This window comes from Bartonella sp. SL317 (assembly GCF_059687655.1).
In genome coordinates, this window is the sequence record NZ_CM185144.1 from 615769 (window position 1) to 634725 (window position 18957).

An 18957-nucleotide genomic window follows, 5' to 3' on the forward strand; every position below is an offset into this window, starting at 1 on the left:
TCAACCTTAAGAGTATTTTCCGACACAACAGAATGATTTTCTCCCAAAATCCCCAAAAAACTTCCCAAAAATCTTAAAAAATTTTGCGCAAATTTTTAAAAAGCTTGCGTCTTAGCCCTTTTTATGGTCTTGCAAAGAACTGAAAAGTAAAAATACATCAAGGTCCTTGTTTGTATTTAAGCCTTTCTCTGCAAAGCTCATGAGAAAATTTATGAGAAAACGCCATGAACCAATCCATGGCAAGACAGATGAAAAGCACACAAAGAGACCATGAAAGAGCAGCAAGACTAACAAGAGAGTTTGAACCCAAACACAAGATAAAGAGTTTATTGTTAAAGGCAGCAAAGAAAAGCGCCATCAAAGCGACAAGAGAGCTCTTTTTGCAAGAATAGAATTGGATAGAAACGATGAAAATTAATGGCAATGAAATTCGTCCTGGTAATGTGATTGAACATCAAGGAAGTTTGTGGGTTGCAGTCAAATGCAACGCTGTAAAGCCTGGAAAAGGTGGTGCATTTAATCAAGTTGAACTGAAAAACCTCATTGATGGAACAAAACTTAATGAACGCTTTCGCGCCGCTGAAACGGTAGAGCGCGTACGCTTAGAACAAAAGGATTTCACTTTTCTTTATCAACAAGGGGATGCTTTGGTCTTTATGGATTCAGAGTCATATGAACAACTTGAACTTCAAAAAGATTTTGTTGGTGAACGGGCTGCTTTCTTACAAGATGGGATGACAGTTACCGTTGAACTTTATCAAGAAAAGCCTATTGGCATCTCCCTTCCTGATCAAGTTGCTGTCACGATTGTGGAAGCCGATCCAGCTCTTAAAGGACAAACGGTGACCTCCTCTTATAAACCTGCCATTCTTGAAAACGGTATTCGTATTCTTGTTCCCCCCTTTATGAATGCCGGTGAGCGTATCATTGTTGACACCAACGAGTTGATTTATTTGCGTCGTGCAAATGAAAAAGATAAATAAAGGAATAAAAAGATGGCCCATTCTGCAGTCATGAATGTTATGGTGCAAGCTGCCATGAAAGCAGGACGCTCGCTGGTGCGTGATTACGGTGAAGTACAAAATTTGCAAGTGTCTTTGAAAGGGCCAGCCGATTACGTTAGCCAAGCCGATCGCAAAGCAGAAAAAATTATTTTCACTGAACTAAGCAAAGCACGCCCCAAATTTGGTTTTCTGATGGAAGAATCTGAAGAAATCATTGGAGAAGATTCACAACATCGTTTTATTGTTGATCCTTTAGATGGTACTACAAATTTTCTCCATGGCATTCCTTTTTTTGCTGTTTCCATTGCTTTAGAAAGCCAAGGAAAAATCGTTGCGGGTGTTATTTACAACCCCGTAAGTGATGAACTTTTCACCGCAGAACGCGGCAATGGTGCTTTTTTCAACGACCGACGCTGTCGCGTTTCTGCGCGACGCAGACTAGAAGATTGTGTCATTGCTACAGGCATGCCGCATTTTGGGCGTCCAGGTCATGGAACCTATCTGATTGAATTGCGCAATGTAATGATGGAAGTTGCTGGACTTCGCCGTTTTGGCGCAGCATCCCTTGATTTAGCTTATGTTGCAGCAGGCCGAACTGATGGCTATTGGGAAGACAATTTGCAAATTTGGGATATGGCTGCTGGAATCTTGATGGTTCGCGAAGCTGGTGGTTTTGTCACCGATAAAGAAGGTGGTGATGATATCTTCCGCAAAAAAAATATCCTCGCCGGCAATGAGCACATCCGCACCAAACTAGAAAAAGTTCTCAAAAAAGGCATTTAAACCTCACATTCACCTCTCAAAAAGTGTCTTTCTAAAAAGCAATACGCCCCCTGCTCTTAATCTAAATATCCCTCATCACACAGCCGATCTTATAAAATTGGCAATGTGATGAGACAAGCCATAACCCCTCCCCATTTTGATACTACTGCTCTTGATTGAGCACACCTTGCCACTAGCCAAACCAATAGCTTTTGGGAAGACAACCTGCAAATTTGGGATATGACCGCTGGAATCTTGATGGTTCGCGAAGCCGGTGGTTTTGTCACCGATAAAGAAGGTGATGATAACATATTCCGCAAAAAAATATCCTCGCCGGCAATGAGCACATCCGCACCAAACTAGAAAAAGTTCTCAAAAAAGGCATTTAAACCTCACATTCACCTCTCAAAAAGTGTCTTTCTAAAAAGCAATACGCCCCCTGCTCTTAATCTAAATATCCCTCATCACACAGCCGATCTTATAAAATTGGCAATGTGATGAGACAAGCCATAACCCCTCCCCATTTTGATACTACTGCTCTTGATTGAGCACACCTTGCCACTAGCCAAACCAATAGCTTTTGGGAAGACAACCTGCAAATTTGGGATATGACCGCTGGAATCTTGATGGTTCGCGAAGCCGGTGGTTTTGTCACCGATAAAGAAGGTGATGATAACATATTCCGCAAAAAAAATATCCTCGCCGGCAATGAACACATCCGTACCAAACTAGAAAGAACTCTCAAAAAAGGCATTTAAACCTTATAGCCTTTTGAAAAAACCGTTTTAAAAGGCTTCTTAAAACATGCCCCCTCCTTAAAGTTTTATAGAATCTGAAAAAAACAATGTGGAGGAAAGCTTTTCAACTTTCTTTACAGACTAAAAGAAAATAATAATGAATGCACCAGCACAAACCATCAAGCCCCCCCTAAAAATGCAATAACAGCTTAGCCAATATTATTGACGCTGTTTTCCTCAATTCGCTCACAAACACGCTAGAAAAAAAACCAACACAGCAAACGCTTCAAAAAGCACCAATCATACCAAAAACAAGCCCCCTCCTTCTCTTAAGAAATCACCCTTCACAGCGCAAAATATTGGCTCTAAAAATCTCCTCTTTGCTAAAAGCTGCCGCATCTACCTCTCATGACTTTTCACTCCTACAGAGTGACAGAAATTTCAGTAAATTCATTGCACGTCCCATCCCCCTTCATTTAACCATTAGCTCAGATAGCCTATGAAATGCGCACGGGATTTGTAGTAACAAAAACTCTTTTTCTCAAGAATTGCTTCCTGCATTTCTCTCTTAACCTGTTCTCGATCCTTTTTAACAGCCTCTTCCAGTGCCTTAAACTTCTCATCACCAAAGATAAATCTCAATTTTTTTTGCGAATTACCTATTCCAACGAGCTTTTCCCAAAAAATCAACCGATCATCACATTTTTCATTTGATGATCTCATCCATGCTCTAGCGCCTGATGCGTAAGCTTTTTCAAATGTTCGCAGCCCTTCAACAATGAAGGAATTTCTGTCTCTAGTTGCATCATTCTCTCTACAAGTATTGATCGCATTTTTAACTGTATTAAAATCGCAATTCTTATCAAAGGCAAGATACCCCTGTTTCACTGTATTAATCAGCTTCTTATAATAAATGAAAGTTTTTCTTGCCGCTTTATAAACATTGGAAATATCATACAATAATGAGAGAAGCTCTCTTTTACAAATACACAATAATTCAGAATCCCCCAGCATATTATAATACCAGCAAGGCAGTATCTCTTCTAGCGTTTCATATTCCGTATATTTAGGGAGATCTTTATAATAGATTTCTATAGATGCTAGCTCTTCATATTCTCCTGAAGCCTTATCTTTTTGTTGCTGTTCATATTCTGCTGTAATCATATCATCAACCACATATAAACACCAATGAAGCGACAGCATTGTATGTTTATAGCGCGTTTTTTTAGTAAGAGGATCTAAAAACTTTTGCAAAATGATCCCATTCTTTCTCATCAATTGCACTGCTTTTAGATAAGTTTCCTTAAAAGTTATAATGAATGCATTTATTTTTTTGAACTGCTCAGCAGTGAGTTCTTTTTTCAGCGCCGTTTCATACAACAACCATGCTTTTCCATATCCTTGCATACAAATATCTTTTACCATCAAAGGTCATTATCCGCTGGATTTAGAAGGTGGCCAATGTCTAGGGCTTTTTATCTCTAGTATTCCCAATGTCTTACTTCTTGATCCCATTGTTTAATCCATACCTTTTATATTTTTCGCACTTTTTGAAAAAGCCTTTGTTCCTATTGTGCAATAATATTGTGATATATCTCGCACTCTCGATCTTTTAGCTGCAGTAATTTCTCATATTGCTCAAGCTGTTCAATGAGTTGCTTGTTGCGATGATTTGCTAACCAAAGACTATAGATTATGCTTCCTGCTATAAATATTCCCCCTATAACTATGACAGCTTCACCCATTCTTGCTCTCTTTTATCTTCACCGACATTTTACATATCTCTCATCAACACCTCAATATTGTGTCATTTTGTGTATATCTGATTCAGAAGTTGCTCTATATTCTGTTTTCATAAAAATAACACACAAAATATAGATATTTTTATTGGCTATATAAAACAATTTGTATTTAATTAGACTGTTCTCGTTGAGAGTGGTACTTTAAATAAAAGCTAGCTCTCAAACTTAATAATTCTACTTAAAAAGAATGCTGTTTATTGCCTTCTTAAAGAGACTGCCCTTGTATCAAGATCTCTTATTTGAGTGAAAATTGCAATTTTGCGAGGTAAGCATAAGCGCCATTTTTTGCCACAAGTTCGGCATGAGTTCCCTCTTCCACAAGGGCGCCTTTATCCATCACAAGAATACGATCCGCTTTTAAAATAGTTGCCAAACGGTGCGCAATCACCAATGTTGTGCGGTTTTGCATCAAGCCTTCAAAGGCTTCTTGCACAATCTTTTCTCTGCCTATTGATCAGCTCTTCTTCTTATAATCCAGCACCATTTTAGCTTACATTTTCATCCATGATAAGTTGTAAAATAGCCCTTTGTTTTATTGCGGTGAGCGTTCTAAATCTTTTAAGCAGCAGGTATTCTTCTGTGCTGGAGATGACATCATCGTGAGAGTAGGGAGGCGGTTGTTTTGTGATAACATCTGCATAAAAAAAGGAAATTGGAACATGCAAAATATCAGCAATTTCCATTAAATGCCCTGCGCTTACACGATTTAAGCCGTTTTCATATTTTTGAATTTGTTGGAAGCTTATTCCTAAAGCATTTCCTAAAGTTGTTTGAGACATTTTGAGCATTTTTCGTCTTAAGCGAATTTTTTTGCCCACACAAAGATCGATATTAAGATTTTGGGATTGCATTTGCCCCCGCCTCGTGCGAGCGCCCTCGCATAAGTATTCCGGGAGCTTGAAAATACTGAAACCTAATCAGCCTTTTTTGCTTTTAGTGCTAAAGCGCACCTGGACAGTGCAAAAACTCCCGGAATTCCGAGATACCCACAAAGCGGGGCAGATTCACGCGTAGGTTTTAAGGTTTTCAAGACCCTCTTGGTCGCCATGTATGCGACCAAAACACCTTTTAATCTGTAAAGTAATTTCAGAAGATTTACAATAAAAAACAGCTTTTTAATAAGAGGTGGGGTGTATTTGCAAGTCATAAAGCGCTTACAACGAAGGCTGTTCTTTTTCCCATGAAGGGGTGTGCTTTCCCAAAAAACACGAGAGAAACAAAAACGTCAGGCAATGCGTCACCTCCATTAAATACTGATAATTATATTCTTATTCAGGTGAAAATTGCAATTTTGCGAGGTAAGCATAAACGCCATTTTTTGCCACAAGTTCGGCGTGGGTTCCTTCTTCCACAAGGGCGCCTTTATCCATCACAAGAATACGATCCGCTTTTAAAATAGTTGCCAAACGGTGCGCAACCACCAATGTTGTGCGGTTTTGTATCAGCCCTTCTAAGACTTCTTGCACAAGCTTTTCTCTGCCTATTGATCAGCTCTTCTTCTTATAATCCAGCATCATTTTAACTTGCATTCTCATCCATGATGAGTTGTAAAATGGCTTTTTGTTTTATTGCGGTGAGCGTTCTAAATCTTTTAAGCAGCAGGTATTCTTCTGTGCTGGAGATAATTTCATCGTGCTGGTATGGAGGCGGCTGTTTTTTGATGATATCTGCATAAAAAAAGGAAATTGGAACATGCAAAATATCAGCAATTTCCATTAAACGTCCCGCGCTTACACGATTTAAGCCGTTTTCATATTTTTGAATTTGTTGAAAGCTTATTCCTAAAGCATTTCCTAAAGTTGTTTGAGACATTTTGAGCATTTTTCGTCTTAAGCGAATTTTTTTGCCCACACAAAGATCGATATTAAGATTTTGGGATTGCATTTGCCCCCTCCGGTTGCGAGCGCCCTCGCATAAGTATTCCGGGAGCTTGAAAATACTGAAACCTAATCAGCCTTTTTTGCTTTTAGTGCATAGAGATGCACCTGGACATAGCAAAAACTCCCAGAATTCCGGGATACCCACAAAGTGGGGTAGATTCATGCGTAGGTTTCGGGTTTTCAAGGCCCTATTGGTCGTTGCGTATGCGACCAAAACACCCTTTTATTCATAAAGTAATTTGAGAGGATTGGCAATAAAAATGAAGAGAGCTTTTTAAGCGCATTTTTTGCCAATGGGAACGTGAGCTTGAGAACTTCTGGTTTGCCTTCCCCCGCCGGTTGCGAGCGTCTCTTATGCGTATTCCGGGAGCTTGAAAGTACTGAAACCTAATCAGCTTTTTTTGCTTTTAGTGCTAGTAAGCACTTGGACAGTGCAAAAACTCCCGGAATTCCGAGATACCCACAAAGCGGGGCAGATTCACGCGTAGGTTTTAAGGTTTTCAAGGCCCTCTTGGTCGCCATGTATGCGACCAAAACACCTTTTAATCTGTAAAGTAATTTCAGAAGATTTACAATAAAAAACAGCTTTTTAATAAGAGGTGGGGTGTATTTGCAAGTCATAAAGCGCTTACAACGAAGGCTGTTCTTTTTCCCATGAAGGGGGGTGCTTCCCCAAAAAACACGAGAGAAACAAAAACGTAAGGCAATGCATCACCTCCATTAGAATACTGATAATTATATTTTTATTCGGGTGAAAATTGCAATTTTGCAAGGTAAGCATAAACACCATTTTTTGCCACAAGTTCGGCGTGGGTTCCTTCTTCCACAAGGGCGCCTTTATCCATCACGAGAATACGATCCGCTTTTAAAATGGTTGCCAAACGGTGCGCAATCACCAATGTTGTGCGATTTTGCATCAGCCCTTCTAAGGCTTCTTGCACAAGCTTTTCACTGTTAGCATCAAGCGCAGATGTTGCTTCATCCAGCAGCAAGAGAGGTGCATTTCTTAAAATCGCCCGTGCAATACCAATGCGCTGCTTTTGCCCCCCAGAAAGCATGGTCCCACGTTCTCCTACCTGCGTATCCAAACCATCGGGTAAAGATTCAATAAATTCAAGTGCATTGGCTGCTTTAGCGGCAGAAAGAATATCCTCTTCCGTAGCATTTTCAGTCCCGAAAACAATATTATCACGCAATGTACCATCAAAAATAGCAACCTCTTGCGGAACATAAGAAATTGCTCCCCGTAAATCCTGTAAAGAGAGGCGGTCAATTTCCATACCATCTAACCGAATTTTGCCACTTATTGGGTCATAAAAACGCAAGATCAAAGAAAAAATAGTGCTTTTTCCTGCCCCTGAAGCACCAACAAAAGCAACGGTTTCGCCGGCTTTGATAGAAAAGGAAAGCGCATGTAAAATCTTCTCTTGTGGTCTAGAAGGATAGGTAAAATCAACCTGATCAAAAACAAGTTCGCCTCGAACCGGTTTTACTAAAGAAGCAGGTTTTTTGGGCGTTAAAATCATCGGCTTTTCTTGCAACAATTCGGCCAATCGTTCAGCAGCACCGGCAGCTTGGATTAATTCTGCCCCCAGTTCCGATAATTGCGCAAAGGTTGAAGCTCCAAAAACAGCATAAAGGACAAATTGCCCTAAGGTTCCCCCTGTCATCGTTCCATTCAAAACATCACGCGATCCAATCCACAAAACAGCAACCACACTGCTAAACACAAGAAAAATGGCAAATCCGGTAAAAAAGGATCGCAAAATTACAGAAGCCCGCGCTGTCTGAAAAGCACGTTCTATCAACTGAGAAAAACGTGTCGAAACAAGTTTTTCAGCCGTAAAAGCTTGCACCGTACGAATAGCACTAACCTGTTCTGTTGCAACAGCATTCGCATCTGCAAGACGATCTTGCGCCGCACGCGTGCGTGCACGAACTTTACGTCCAAAAACCACCAAAGGGATTGCCACAACAGGAATAGCAGCCAGAACCAACAAAGATAATTTAGCATTGGTAATCACCATCATCACAACGGCACCGATCACGATAATCAACTGACGCAAAGCGGTAGAAGCCGTTGAGCCCACAGCTAATTTTATTTGTGTCGTATCTGTTAGCAGCCTTGAAACAATCTCTCCGGAATGCGACCGATCAAAAAAAGCAGGAGAAAGTTTCATAATATGGACAAACACATCACGGCGTAAATCGGCAACAATCCGTTCTCCTAATGTGATCACACAATAATAACGACAAGCGGAAGAAAATGCCAAAACCAAGGCTAATAAAAACAAAACGCTAAAGTAAAAATTGATATGTCCATGACTTGAAGCAGAAAAACCATGATCAAACATTTGGCGGATTGCTATGGGTAAAGCTAATGTGACAAAGGCAGCAACAGACAAAGCCACAAAGGCTAAGATAAACAACCAGCGATAACGCAAAAGATAAGGAATAAAAATTGCAAGCGAAGAGAAGGGAGATTTTTTAGAAAAAGACTTTGTAGATTTTTCTGAATGACGATATAATTTCATAAAACTCCGCTCACTCTATTCAATGATTTATAACACATGATACAATGATGCATCTTGAACACTTGTTTTTTAATGCGTGCTCAGCTATAGGAATAAATACTTTAATCAATGTATCAAAAAGACAAAGGAAGCGCACTTAAAAAATCGTGCAAGTGTTCTTTCACTCTATAAACGCAAAAGGTTTGACGCATGAAAGCGAATATTCATCCTAACTATCACAAAATTACCGTTGTTATGACGGATGGAACCAAATATACAACGCGCTCCACTTGGGGAAAAGAAGGGGACACCCTTAATCTCGATATTGATCCCAAAACGCATCCAGCATGGACAGGTGGGTCCCAGACACTCGTAGACCGTGGCGGTCGCCTTTCTAAGTTCAAAAACCGTTTTGGTAATATTGGGATGTAGAAGCTTCCTTCTCGTGGAGCAAATTTTTAAACAAAACGATTGCCTCGTTAAACGACGAGGTTTTTCTTGTGCTGTAAAAAATGCACTTTAAAGGTTAATTAAAAAACGCATCCAATAGAAACAGATGGGTCTCAAGGCTTATCAACCATAGTGGCTGCGTTTTTTAAATTTAAAAATCATTTTGTGATATCGCTATATCAAACACCTAAAATACACCTTAGTTGCTAAGTATAGGCGACTTTTCCCCTTATATCGTATCAATTTGTAGAAGACTTTAAACCCTTTATATTTAAATCAAAAAATCATAATTGGATTATATTGCCTAAAGATGCTTTCTCATTTTTCCATTTAACACACGATAACATACCGTTAAGGCACCATGAGAAGCTTTCCCCTTATATCATGATTTCATAAGCCGCGTGAAAAGGACACAATAAGCCGTTTTGGTATCTTTAAGGTCAAGGACGCGGTCAATCCGCCCTACAAGACTTCCATTGAGCTTAAGGACCAAAGTTTGTTATAGTCCCTTCATTCAATACAGCTCTAATATCATGATTTGGGAGAGCAATTATTAAGAATGTGAGAGGCGAACAGCCTCTCATTTTGATTTGTATGCAACCAAAGTGCGCTCTATTTATTCACCGAGAATAAGCACATACCCAGAAGGAGCTAAACGGAATAAGAGAGCATCGTAACCCCACTTAGCAGACAGGAAGCAAATAGAAGAAACACCTTCAACAATTGTTAAGAATAATGCGTACGATACAGCGGCTTCATCTACTGTTGCTTCGCGACGTTCTATAAGATATCCGAAAAAAAATAAAACGCACCCTATTCCACTCACCGATCCTAAGGCGCCTAATGCGGCATGAACTGGTCCACGCATGTGGAACAAGATAATAAAAGTTATGAAAATAAACACTCCGAATATTCCAGCGAATATCCCACGCATCATATAGCAAAATTTTCGCATCATAATTTCAGAAACGCTCTTTTCTGCGTATCGATTTTTTTTGGTGTGTGTATTCTTAGAAGATATGCTGTCCATAACTCCCCCCGATTTCTCTAAGCCAAGATGCTACAAAATTAATGCTCTATAATTATATCATCACAAAATACAAGAAAAATTTATTCATTTTAATGAAAAAAGAGGTGTTTTATTGAGATACAAATCTATTTTCTTTCGCAAGAATTATTCAATCCATGCGTCAATGAAAGACGCCCCCTTTGAAAAGAAAGCTATCCTGACGCACAAAAGTTTCATAAGCAGCATGTCTCATCCACTCAGAAATCACAACTTCCACTCTCCCCGCTTATCCACCTTTGAAACTGTAATCAAATGAATTCTGCTGATGACAAACAATGATAACATGAAAAAGAGAAACTATCACACTATCAAACTCTTCAATATAATATCAACTTTATGATTTTTACTTAAAAAGCAAGAGCCCACCTCATGAACGACAACACACTAAAATGCTGCGCATTCACAAATTTCCTTCAAAGCACCATCTCACATTCCTACAATTGCACTCTCTGACAATCTTATCTCACGATGCCCCCATAAAGACTATTAAAGTGTCCAAAGAAAAAACGCTTCTGAGAAAGCCTTCAAGTCTAAAACACCTCCATCATTTTTATCATGATAAGGGCTCAAAAATCACGCAGAAACATGCAAAATATCCCCGCATTTAAGCATAGATCTTGTACTTCGAACACTGACCTTTTTGGGGGCTCTTTGTCCATTGTCCTAAAGCCGCAAGATAGTTCATGCGCGTACGATGACAAAACGCCTTTTGTGCGAACCACAATATTCTCATCTTTGCCAGCCCATGCTTTTAAAGCAGCCGCTTACAATGCACGTCGATCAAGAAAAAGTCAATTTCCAAGGCAATGCCCCTAAAGAATTCATAGCCGACAAATGCGCCGTTGCTTCTTGTATCTGATTGTCAGAAAGACAAGAAAAGCAATTCTTAAGAACAGCAGAAGGAACGGTTTGTTTGAGCACTTGAATTGTCTTTTCAGCCACTTCTTCAACAAAAGCCTTGCGCGCATCTTTGTCAGCAATCACTATATTGGGCACCATATTGGGCTTTAAAATCATCCCCTCCAAAGCATACGGGTTTCCAATTCTTTAAAGACAACCCAGCGCGTGTCACTTCAAAGCAACATGCAATGGAGTATTTTGACAGGCACGCAAGAGAGTGCTGACACGACGGCCCATCCATCAGCTACTTCACCATTCAATAATCGGCACAATCTAATCACGAAATTCTTGAGACAAAAATAACAATATTCCTTATCGAGGAGCAGAATGTGCAAAGAGCTTGTGCATTTTGATTGCCTCGCCTGAACTCTGCATCAAGGACAATCACCCCACATCCTTATGAAAAATTCAAGTCTATGGCACTTCAAGCAGACGCCTCTTCTTGGCTCTTTGTCCATTGTCCTAAAGACGCAAGAGGGTTCATGCGCGCACGATGACAAAACGCCTGAACCACAATATTCTCATCTTTGCCAGCCCATGCTTTTAAAGCAGCCGCTTGCAATGCACGTCGATCAAGAAAAAGTCAATTTCCAAGGCTAGGCCCCCAAAGAGTTCATGGCCGACAAATGCGCCGTTGCTTCTTGTATCAGATTGTCCGAAAGACAAGAAAAGCAATTCTTAAGACCAGCAGAAGGAACGGTTTGTTTGAGCACTTGAATTGTCTTTTCAGCCACCTCTTCAACAAAAGCCTTGGTGCATACCCTTATGGCAATTTAAGCAAACGCCTCTTCTTGGCTCTTTGTCCATTGCCCTAAAGCCGCAAGATGGTTCATGCGCGCACGATGACAAAACGCCTTTTGTGCAACGGCAATATTCTCATCTTTGCCATCCCATGCTTTTAAAGCAGCCGCTTGCAATGCACGTCCGTAGGAAAAAGTCAATTTCCAAGGCAATGCCCCTAAAGAATTCATGGCAGACAAATGCGCCGTTGCTTCCTCATCTGATTGTCCTCCAGAGAGAAAAGCAATTCCTGGAACAGCAGAAGGAACGGTTTGTTTAAGCACACGAACAGTTTTTTCAGCCACTTCTTCAACAGAAGCCTTGCGCGCATACCCTTATGGGAATTTAAGCAGACGCCTCTTCTTGGCTCTTTGTCCATTGTCCTAAAGCCGCAAGATGGTTCATGCGCGCACGATGACAAAACGCCTTTTGTGCAACGGAAATATTCTCATCTTTTCCAGCCCATGCCTTTAAAGCAGCCGCTTGCAATGCACGTCCGTAGGAAAAAGTCAATTTCCAAGGCAATGCCCCTAAAGAGTTCATGGCAGACAAATGCGCCGTTGCTTCCTCATCTGATTGTCCTCCAGAGAGAAAAGCAATTCCTGGAACAGCAGAAGGGACAGTTTGTTTAAGCACACGAACAGTTTTTTCAGCCACTTCTTCAACAGAAGCTTTGCGCGCATCTTTGCCATCAATCACCATATTGGGCTTTAAAATCATCCCTTCTAAAACAACACGGGCTTCAAATAATTCTTTAAAGACAGTTGTCAAAACAGCGCGTGTCACCTCAAAGCAACGTGCAATGGAATGCTGACACGACGGTCCATCCATCAATACTTCCGGTTCAACAATCGGCACAATATTGAGTTCCTGACATAAAGCAGCGTAACGTGCAAGAGCTTGTGCATTTTGATTGATAGCACCTCTTGTTGGTAAACTATCTGAATTAATGGCAATCACCGCCCGCCATTTAGCAAAACGCGCACCCAAAGCATAATAGTCTTTTAGCCGTTCACGAAGACCATCCAACCCTTCGGTAATGGTCTCTTGAGGAAAAGCAGCCAAGGGCTTAGCACCCGTATCCACTTTAATGCCTGGTAACGCCCCTGCATCACGAATAAGATCGGTTAACATTTGCCCTGTTGAGGCTTTTTGTCGAATGGTTTCATCAAATAAAATCACCCCAGAAATAGCACTTTCCATCGCTTCTTTTGCGCTAAAAAGCATTTCACGATAAGCACGGCGTCTCTCTTCATTGGATTCAACACCAATGCTTGTAAAACGCTTGCCTATTGTCGCCGTACTTTCATCCGCCGCTAAAATACCTTTCCCCACTTGGACAAGAGAAAGTGCAATATCTTCAAGCCGTTCAGTCATAAAAAATTCCTCTTTATTTTCTCTACTTTATCTGATCTTAAAATTTTCCAAAAGTGCACAATACGCTTAAACACACCCTATGCAATGACATACAGCTTTAAAGCTGCTTTTTAAATATAATCCCTTTAATCCTGCGTAAGAGCAAGAATTCCAGGCAGAACCTTCCCTTCCATCCATTCTAAAAAAGCCCCTCCTGCCGTTGAAAGGTAAGTAAAATCATTGGCAACACCAGCATGATTAAGCGCAAAAACCGTATCGCCTCCTCCCGCAATTGAAATCAACTTTCCCGTTAAACTGCATTCTGCGGCATGGCGTGCAACAGCAATTGTTCCCTTATCAAAGGGGGGCATCTCAAAAACACCAAGCGGACCATTCCATACAAGGGTGGCAGCCTTATCTATTACGCCCTTGATATGGGCAATAGAGCGCGTGCCAATATCCAATATCATGCCATCTTCAGGAATATCACCAATATCATAAAGACGATGCGGCGCTTCTTTTTCAAAGCGAAATCCAACAACAGCATCCACAGGAAGCAGAATTGTACAGTGACATTCTTGTGCTTTTTTAATGATCTTTTTGACCGTTTCCATCAACGCATGTTCACACAGAGATTTTCCCACATGAACACCTTGTGCGGCCAAAAAACTGTTGGCCATTCCTCCCCCAATAACCAAGGTGTCAACTTTTTCCACCAAATGATTAAGAACAAAAAGCTTACTGGAAACTTTCGCTCCTCCCACAAGAGCAACAACCGGATGCGTTGGATTTCCAAGCCCTTTTTCTAAAGCCTGCAACTCACCTTGTAACGAGCGCCCTGCATAAGAAGGCAACAAATGTGTTATCCCCTCCACCGAAGCATGCGCACGATGCGAAACTGAAAAAGCATCATTGACATAAAGATCCCCATTATGCGCGAGAGCTTCCGCAAAAGAACAATCATTTTTTTCTTCACCGGCATAAAAACGAACATTTTCGAGCAATAAAATATCCCCGTTTTGCAATGCCTCCACAGCAACCTGCACCACCGAGCCGATACAGTCAGGAACAAAAGCAACCGGCTGATTAATAATTTTTTCCAGCACTGGCACAACAGGGCGAAGTGAAAATTCTGGCTCTATCTTCCCTTTAGGACGACCACAATGAGAAAGCAGAATAAGTTTAGCTCCCCGCTTTTGTAGCTCAAAAAGAGTCTCTTTATGTCGTTGAAGACGTGTCTCATCACAAACTTTTCCCTGCGCCATAGGAACATTAAAGTCCACGCGCACAAGAACACGTTTTCCAGTGACATCAATATCATCAAGCGTACGAAATCCCATCACGGCTTCCTCTTCACTTTCCATTGTTTCAAATCAAAACACATCGAACAAATCCGCTTAATTTTCTCTCCATTAAAGCCCCCTCCTGGCTTTTGCCTGCCCCCTCCTGACCTTTACATGAAAAGAATCCACGACAATCCTCTTCTCTCAACGCTTGTGCCTAGAAAATCTAAAGCTTCCATCATCAAGTGTACCAAAACCGCTCATCGCTCTTAATTTTCTTTCCACTAAAACGCCCCTTTACTTTTATGCAAATATGCAAAAGGGATTTACATTTTTCGTTTTCTAAACCTTTGCTTAAACGTTATCTCGTGATGTTGTTTTTTCAAAATTTACTCTTTCATACGGCTTTTAACGGCACATATTGCCTCGTATTAAAAATACCATCAATCTTTCAATAGCATTGTCTCTCTCACGCATCAAAACAACAATCTCTCTTTATTTTCTCAAAAGAATGCACCTTAATTTGTACAAAAACGAGACTTTTTCTTAATAAAACTTTTTCCTATAAAAAGAGGACCCTGAGGTCCTCCTTAGAGTGTTTATATTGTCTTAGCAAAAGCTACAGCCGTATCACTCATACGGTTAGAAAAGCCCCATTCATTATCATACCAAACGAGAACACGACAAAGCTTACCATCAATAACTTTGGTTTGATCATTATGCAAAATCGCTGAATGCGGATTATGATTAAAATCACAACTGACGAGTTTTTCTTCTGTCGTATCCAAAATGCCTTTCAGAGAACCTCTTGCAGCAGCCTCAATCGCTGTATTAATTTCTTCAATTGTTGTGGAACGCAGAGCAGTAAATGTCAAATCCACCACGGAAACATTAGGGGTTGGAACACGAATCGATACGCCATCAAGCAATCCCTTTAATTCTGGCAAGACCAACCCCACAGCTTTTGCTGCGCCTGTTGAGGTGGGAATCATCGAAAGAGCTGCCGCACGCGCACGATAAAGATCACGATGCATTGTATCCAACACCGGCTGATCACCCGTATAAGAATGGATTGTTGTCATAAAGCCTTTTTCAATACCTACCGTATTGTGCAAGACTTGTGCAACAGGTGCCAAACAATTGGTTGTACAAGAGGCATTTGAAACAATGCGATGCTCTTTGCTTAAAGACTGATGATTAACCCCATAGACAACCGTAAGATCTGCACCCTCTGAGGGAGCAGAAACAAGAACACGCTTTGCCCCTGCATCTAAATGAGCCTTTGCTTTATCACGTGCGGTAAAAATGCCCGTACATTCCAGCGCGATATCGATATCCAACTCTTTCCAAGGCAACTGTGCAGGATCACGCTCTGCGCATACCTTTATTAAACCACCCCCTACATCAATGGCATCTCCCACCACCTTAACATCCCCAGGAAAACGCCCATGAACTGAATCATAGCGCAACAAATGGGCATTTGTTTCCACCGATCCTAAATCATTAATTGCGACCACTTCAATATCTTTTCGTCCACTTTCCATAAGTGCCCGTAAAATATTGCGTCCAATACGACCAAACCCATTAATTGCAACACGAACTGTCATTTCACATGTTTCCTTATCTAGTTTTTAAAGCACAACAAATGGGCATTTTCCAATCCCAAACCATGAGTTTCCAAGACATCAATATCCCGATTAATCACTCACTTATCCACAATAATGCACAATACTATCCACAACACTAAACAAAATATAATCCCCTAAAATACCCCCCACTCACGACAACACAAGTTGTTATTTTGTCTTTTCCTTTTTGATCTTTTCCAGCTTTCCTTCAGCACTAGCAACAACATTTTCAGGAGTAATACCAAAATGCGCATAAAGGTCCTCTATTTTTCCACTTGCCCCAAAGCCCTCCATACCAATAAACACACCATCACAGCCAATAAAACGTTCCCATCCTTGAGCAACAGCCGCTTCAATCGCGATTTTAATCGGTGCATCACCAATGAGAGCCCGTTGATAAGAACCAGACTGTTGAGTAAAGAGTTCAAAACAAGGCACAGAAACCACACGGGTTGGGATACCTTTTTCTTCTAAGACTTCACGTGCTTTGACCGCAATTTGCAATTCTGAACCAGAAGCAAACAGAGTTACTTGCGCGTCATCACTGGCCGTTAACAATTCATAAGCACCAAGCATACAGAGATTTTCTTTTTCATATTCTTGACGCAAAAGCGGTAAATTTTGTCGGCTCAAGGCCAAGGTAGAAGGCGTGTTGCGTGTTTTCAAAGCCAATTGCCAACACTCGAGTGTCTCCATAGCATCAGCAGGACGGAACACAAAATGATTAGGCATGGCGCGCAGACAAGCCAAATGCTCCACAGGTTGATGAGTAGGACCATCCTCCCCAAGCCCAATAGAATCATGGGTCATGACATAAACCACCCGCAACCCCATGAGAGAAGACAAACGCATGGCAGGACGCATATAGTCAGAAAAGCATAAAAATGTTCCTCCATAAGGAATAAAGCCCCCATGAAGAGCCAACCCATTCATGATAGCGCCCATGGCATGTTCACGAATGCCATAATGGAGATAACGTCCTGAAAAATCATCCGCCGCGATACTTTTCATCTGACTGCTTTTTGTATTATTAGATCCCGTTAAGTCGGCAGAACCACCGATGGTCTCCACCACGACTTCATTAATCACTTCAAGAGCCATTTCTGACGCTTTACGCGTCGCAACAACAGGGCGCTCTTCAACGAGTTTCTGTTTATACTCATCTAAAGCGTTATCAAATCCCCCTACCAAATCACCCCGCATCAATCTTTCAAACTCCACCCGTTCTGAAACAGGAAGATCAGCCAATTTTTCTTCCCACTTTTGGCGCTTTTTAGCGGCATTAAGCCCTGCCAAGCGCCAGTTATCAAGAATATCAGCTGGAATAACGAAAGGCTCCGCCTCCCATCCCAAAGCGATACGGGTCTCAGCAATTTCTCGTGCTCCTAAAGGGGCTCCATGAACTTTATTGCTTCCCGCTTTATTAGGCGCTCCAAAACCTATCGTTGTTTTACAAGCAATCAAGGTTGGTTTATTACCATTGCGTGCTGCTTCAATCGCCCGTGCAATGGCGGCTTGGTCATGTCCATCCACTTTGAGTGTGTTCCAACCAGACGCTTGAAAGCGGGTTATCTGATCTGTACTGTCGGAAAGAGAGATTTCTCCATCGATAGAAATATTATTATCATCCCACAACACGATAAGCTTATTGAGTTTCAAATGCCCAGCTAAAGAAAGTGCTTCTTGAGAAATCCCTTCCATCAGACATCCATCTCCCACCAACGCATAAGTATAATGGTTGATCAGATCGCCAAAACGAGCATTGTGCAACCGTTCTGCAAGAGCCATCCCCACGGCATTTGCCAACCCTTGTCCCAGAGGTCCAGTCGTTGTTTCGATTCCTGCCGCATGCCCATATTCTGGATGCCCCGCAAGCTTTCCCCTAATTGGCGGAAATTTTTGATGTCCTCAATACCAATATCTTCATAACCAGAAAGATAAAGCAGAGCATAAAGCAACATAGAGCCATGTCCTGCGGATAACACGAAACGATCACGATTAGGCCAATGCGGCTTTTTAGGATCATGTGCCAAAAATTGTGTATAAAGAACCGTAGCAATATCGGCAGCCCCCATTGGCAAACCCGGATGACCAGAATTTGCTTTTTCAATCGCATCAATAGCTAGAAAACGGATAGCATTGGCCATCTGATTCTGTTGGTGGGTATTTGTCATGAATGATCGACCATTTCATTAATACGTTATTTTGTTACTTTGTTTGTATTGTCTTAGAATCTCTTAAGAAATACTCTTTTAACCATCAGCGTGAGACTGCCTGTCACCACTATCAATAACACTAATAACACATTCCCCTCACGCATCCTGTATATCCATGTCATTTATGACAATACGCGCAAAAAATCCAGCTTTTAATTTATATCTATTCTCTGCTTTGCTTGCTAAAATATCCTACATACTTAAAAATAAAATACACACAATATTAAAATGTAAGTGATTCGTTTTTGCATAACGCATTGATAAAGGATACAATTACTCAAAGGACAAAAGCAATGAACCAAGAGACTACGGTTCTACAAGATGCTCTAGAGCACCTAGAAAAAGCACTTAGAACCTTAGAGATCACCATAATAAACCGCAATGCCGTTATTGATAAAAATAACGAATGGGAAGAAGAAATTCAACGAATGAATGCAGACCGCAGCCATCTTGCCCAAGCGCTTGACAAAGCTGAAGCCCAAATTGAACGCTTAGAATCTGTTAACAAAGAAGTTTCCAAACGTCTTATTAAAGCAATGGAAACGATTCGCGTCGTCATTGATAGATAAAGGTTTGA

The 18957-nt window shown here is 41.1% G+C and carries 13 protein-coding genes and 8 pseudogenes; 6 read left to right on the top strand and 15 right to left on the bottom strand.

All coding sequences use genetic code 11. From position 1 onward, the window contains the following. The first annotated feature begins 407 nt into the window (after positions 1–407). From efp to AC6ER9_RS03030, 4 genes and pseudogenes are all read left to right on the top strand, one after another. On the top strand, positions 408–983 hold the full coding sequence (gene efp / locus AC6ER9_RS03015) for an elongation factor P (RefSeq protein WP_497074940.1): 576 nt from the start codon (positions 408–410) through the stop codon (positions 981–983). A 12-nt stretch (positions 984–995) separates the two neighbouring features. Next, a complete protein-coding gene (locus AC6ER9_RS03020) occupies positions 996–1787 on the top strand; it encodes an inositol monophosphatase family protein (protein WP_497074941.1) in 792 nt (263 codons plus the stop codon). Between the two features lie 186 nt (positions 1788–1973). Continuing rightward, a pseudogene (locus AC6ER9_RS03025) lies at positions 1974–2155 on the top strand (inositol monophosphatase family protein); the annotation flags it as partial. Between the two features lie 186 nt (positions 2156–2341). Next, positions 2342–2524, top strand: a pseudogene (locus AC6ER9_RS03030) (inositol monophosphatase family protein); the annotation flags it as partial. 462 nt (positions 2525–2986) lie between these two features. Here AC6ER9_RS03030 and AC6ER9_RS03035 read toward each other — a convergent pair. The 7 genes and pseudogenes from AC6ER9_RS03035 to AC6ER9_RS03065 form a co-directional block, all read right to left on the bottom strand. Then, positions 2987–3928, bottom strand: a complete 942-nt coding sequence (locus tag AC6ER9_RS03035; protein ID WP_497074942.1) for a hypothetical protein — start codon at positions 3926–3928, stop codon at positions 2987–2989. Positions 3929–4071: 143 nt separating this feature from the next. Next, positions 4072–4248, bottom strand: a complete 177-nt coding sequence (locus AC6ER9_RS03040) for a hypothetical protein (protein ID WP_497074943.1) — start codon at positions 4246–4248, stop codon at positions 4072–4074. Positions 4249–4540: 292 nt separating this feature from the next. Next, positions 4541–4747: pseudogene (locus tag AC6ER9_RS03045) on the bottom strand (ABC transporter); the annotation flags it as partial. A gap of 43 nt (positions 4748–4790) precedes the next feature. Further along, positions 4791–5156, bottom strand: coding sequence for a helix-turn-helix domain-containing protein (locus AC6ER9_RS03050; RefSeq protein WP_497074944.1), 366 nt, complete (start codon positions 5154–5156; stop codon positions 4791–4793). Positions 5157–5573: 417 nt separating this feature from the next. Then, positions 5574–5780 (bottom strand): annotated as a pseudogene (locus AC6ER9_RS03055) (ABC transporter); the annotation flags it as partial. Positions 5781–5823: 43 nt separating this feature from the next. Beyond that, positions 5824–6189, bottom strand: coding sequence for a helix-turn-helix domain-containing protein (locus AC6ER9_RS03060; RefSeq protein ID WP_497074945.1), 366 nt, complete (start codon positions 6187–6189; stop codon positions 5824–5826). 739 nt (positions 6190–6928) lie between these two features. Continuing rightward, entirely contained in the window at positions 6929–8719 is a 1791-nt protein-coding gene (locus AC6ER9_RS03065) for an ABC transporter transmembrane domain-containing protein (protein ID WP_497074946.1), read from the bottom strand. Positions 8720–8908: 189 nt separating this feature from the next. On the opposite strand from AC6ER9_RS03065, the gene rpmE reads away from it, so the two are divergent. After that, positions 8909–9130 (top strand): 50S ribosomal protein L31, encoded by a 222-nt coding sequence (gene rpmE / locus AC6ER9_RS03070; protein WP_497074947.1) that lies wholly within the window; start codon positions 8909–8911, stop codon positions 9128–9130. 634 nt (positions 9131–9764) lie between these two features. Here rpmE and AC6ER9_RS03075 read toward each other — a convergent pair. The 8 genes and pseudogenes from AC6ER9_RS03075 to tkt all read right to left on the bottom strand — a co-directional run bounded on the left by AC6ER9_RS03075 (position 9765) and on the right by tkt (position 18338). Then, positions 9765–10178: a hypothetical protein gene (locus tag AC6ER9_RS03075; protein WP_497074948.1), complete on the bottom strand. Its 414-nt coding sequence runs from the start codon at positions 10176–10178 to the stop codon at positions 9765–9767. Positions 10179–10821: 643 nt separating this feature from the next. Next, a pseudogene (locus tag AC6ER9_RS03080) lies at positions 10822–11361 on the bottom strand (class I fructose-bisphosphate aldolase); the annotation flags it as partial. A gap of 180 nt (positions 11362–11541) precedes the next feature. Beyond that, positions 11542–11866, bottom strand: a pseudogene (locus AC6ER9_RS03085) (class I fructose-bisphosphate aldolase); the annotation flags it as partial. 24 nt (positions 11867–11890) lie between these two features. Next, positions 11891–12226: pseudogene (locus tag AC6ER9_RS03090) on the bottom strand (class I fructose-bisphosphate aldolase); the annotation flags it as partial. Between the two features lie 16 nt (positions 12227–12242). Continuing rightward, positions 12243–13274 (bottom strand): class I fructose-bisphosphate aldolase, encoded by a 1032-nt coding sequence (locus AC6ER9_RS03095; RefSeq protein WP_497074949.1) that lies wholly within the window; start codon positions 13272–13274, stop codon positions 12243–12245. A 125-nt stretch (positions 13275–13399) separates the two neighbouring features. Then, positions 13400–14593: a phosphoglycerate kinase gene (locus tag AC6ER9_RS03100; RefSeq protein WP_497074950.1), complete on the bottom strand. Its 1194-nt coding sequence runs from the start codon at positions 14591–14593 to the stop codon at positions 13400–13402. Positions 14594–15135: 542 nt separating this feature from the next. Next, positions 15136–16143 carry a type I glyceraldehyde-3-phosphate dehydrogenase gene (gene gap, locus AC6ER9_RS03105; RefSeq protein WP_497074951.1) on the bottom strand — a complete coding sequence of 336 codons (1008 nt, stop codon included), beginning with the start codon at positions 16141–16143 and terminating at the stop codon, positions 15136–15138. A gap of 189 nt (positions 16144–16332) precedes the next feature. After that, a pseudogene (gene tkt, locus AC6ER9_RS03110) lies at positions 16333–18338 on the bottom strand (transketolase). A 335-nt stretch (positions 18339–18673) separates the two neighbouring features. Here tkt and AC6ER9_RS03115 point away from each other — a divergent pair. Then, on the top strand, positions 18674–18949 hold the full coding sequence (locus AC6ER9_RS03115; protein ID WP_005774573.1) for a DUF4164 domain-containing protein: 276 nt from the start codon (positions 18674–18676) through the stop codon (positions 18947–18949). The last annotated feature ends 8 nt before the right edge of the window (positions 18950–18957 follow it).

What these genes read in the sequence shown, in the direction of transcription:
- efp (WP_497074940.1), top strand. Translation starts at nt 408, where the DNA reads ATGAAAATTAATGGCAATGAAATTCGTCCTGGTAATGTGATTGAACAT.
- AC6ER9_RS03020 (WP_497074941.1), top strand. Translation starts at nt 996, where the DNA reads ATGGCCCATTCTGCAGTCATGAATGTTATGGTGCAAGCTGCCATGAAA.
- AC6ER9_RS03035 (WP_497074942.1), bottom strand. Translation starts at nt 3,928, where the DNA reads ATGGTAAAAGATATTTGTATGCAAGGATATGGAAAAGCATGGTTGTTG.
- AC6ER9_RS03040 (WP_497074943.1), bottom strand. Translation starts at nt 4,248, where the DNA reads ATGGGTGAAGCTGTCATAGTTATAGGGGGAATATTTATAGCAGGAAGC.
- AC6ER9_RS03050 (WP_497074944.1), bottom strand. Translation starts at nt 5,156, where the DNA reads ATGCAATCCCAAAATCTTAATATCGATCTTTGTGTGGGCAAAAAAATT.
- AC6ER9_RS03060 (WP_497074945.1), bottom strand. Translation starts at nt 6,189, where the DNA reads ATGCAATCCCAAAATCTTAATATCGATCTTTGTGTGGGCAAAAAAATT.
- AC6ER9_RS03065 (WP_497074946.1), bottom strand. Translation starts at nt 8,719, where the DNA reads ATGAAATTATATCGTCATTCAGAAAAATCTACAAAGTCTTTTTCTAAA.
- rpmE (WP_497074947.1), top strand. Translation starts at nt 8,909, where the DNA reads ATGAAAGCGAATATTCATCCTAACTATCACAAAATTACCGTTGTTATG.
- AC6ER9_RS03075 (WP_497074948.1), bottom strand. Translation starts at nt 10,178, where the DNA reads ATGGACAGCATATCTTCTAAGAATACACACACCAAAAAAAATCGATAC.
- AC6ER9_RS03095 (WP_497074949.1), bottom strand. Translation starts at nt 13,274, where the DNA reads ATGACTGAACGGCTTGAAGATATTGCACTTTCTCTTGTCCAAGTGGGG.
- AC6ER9_RS03100 (WP_497074950.1), bottom strand. Translation starts at nt 14,593, where the DNA reads ATGGGATTTCGTACGCTTGATGATATTGATGTCACTGGAAAACGTGTT.
- gap (WP_497074951.1), bottom strand. Translation starts at nt 16,143, where the DNA reads ATGACAGTTCGTGTTGCAATTAATGGGTTTGGTCGTATTGGACGCAAT.
- AC6ER9_RS03115 (WP_005774573.1), top strand. Translation starts at nt 18,674, where the DNA reads ATGAACCAAGAGACTACGGTTCTACAAGATGCTCTAGAGCACCTAGAA.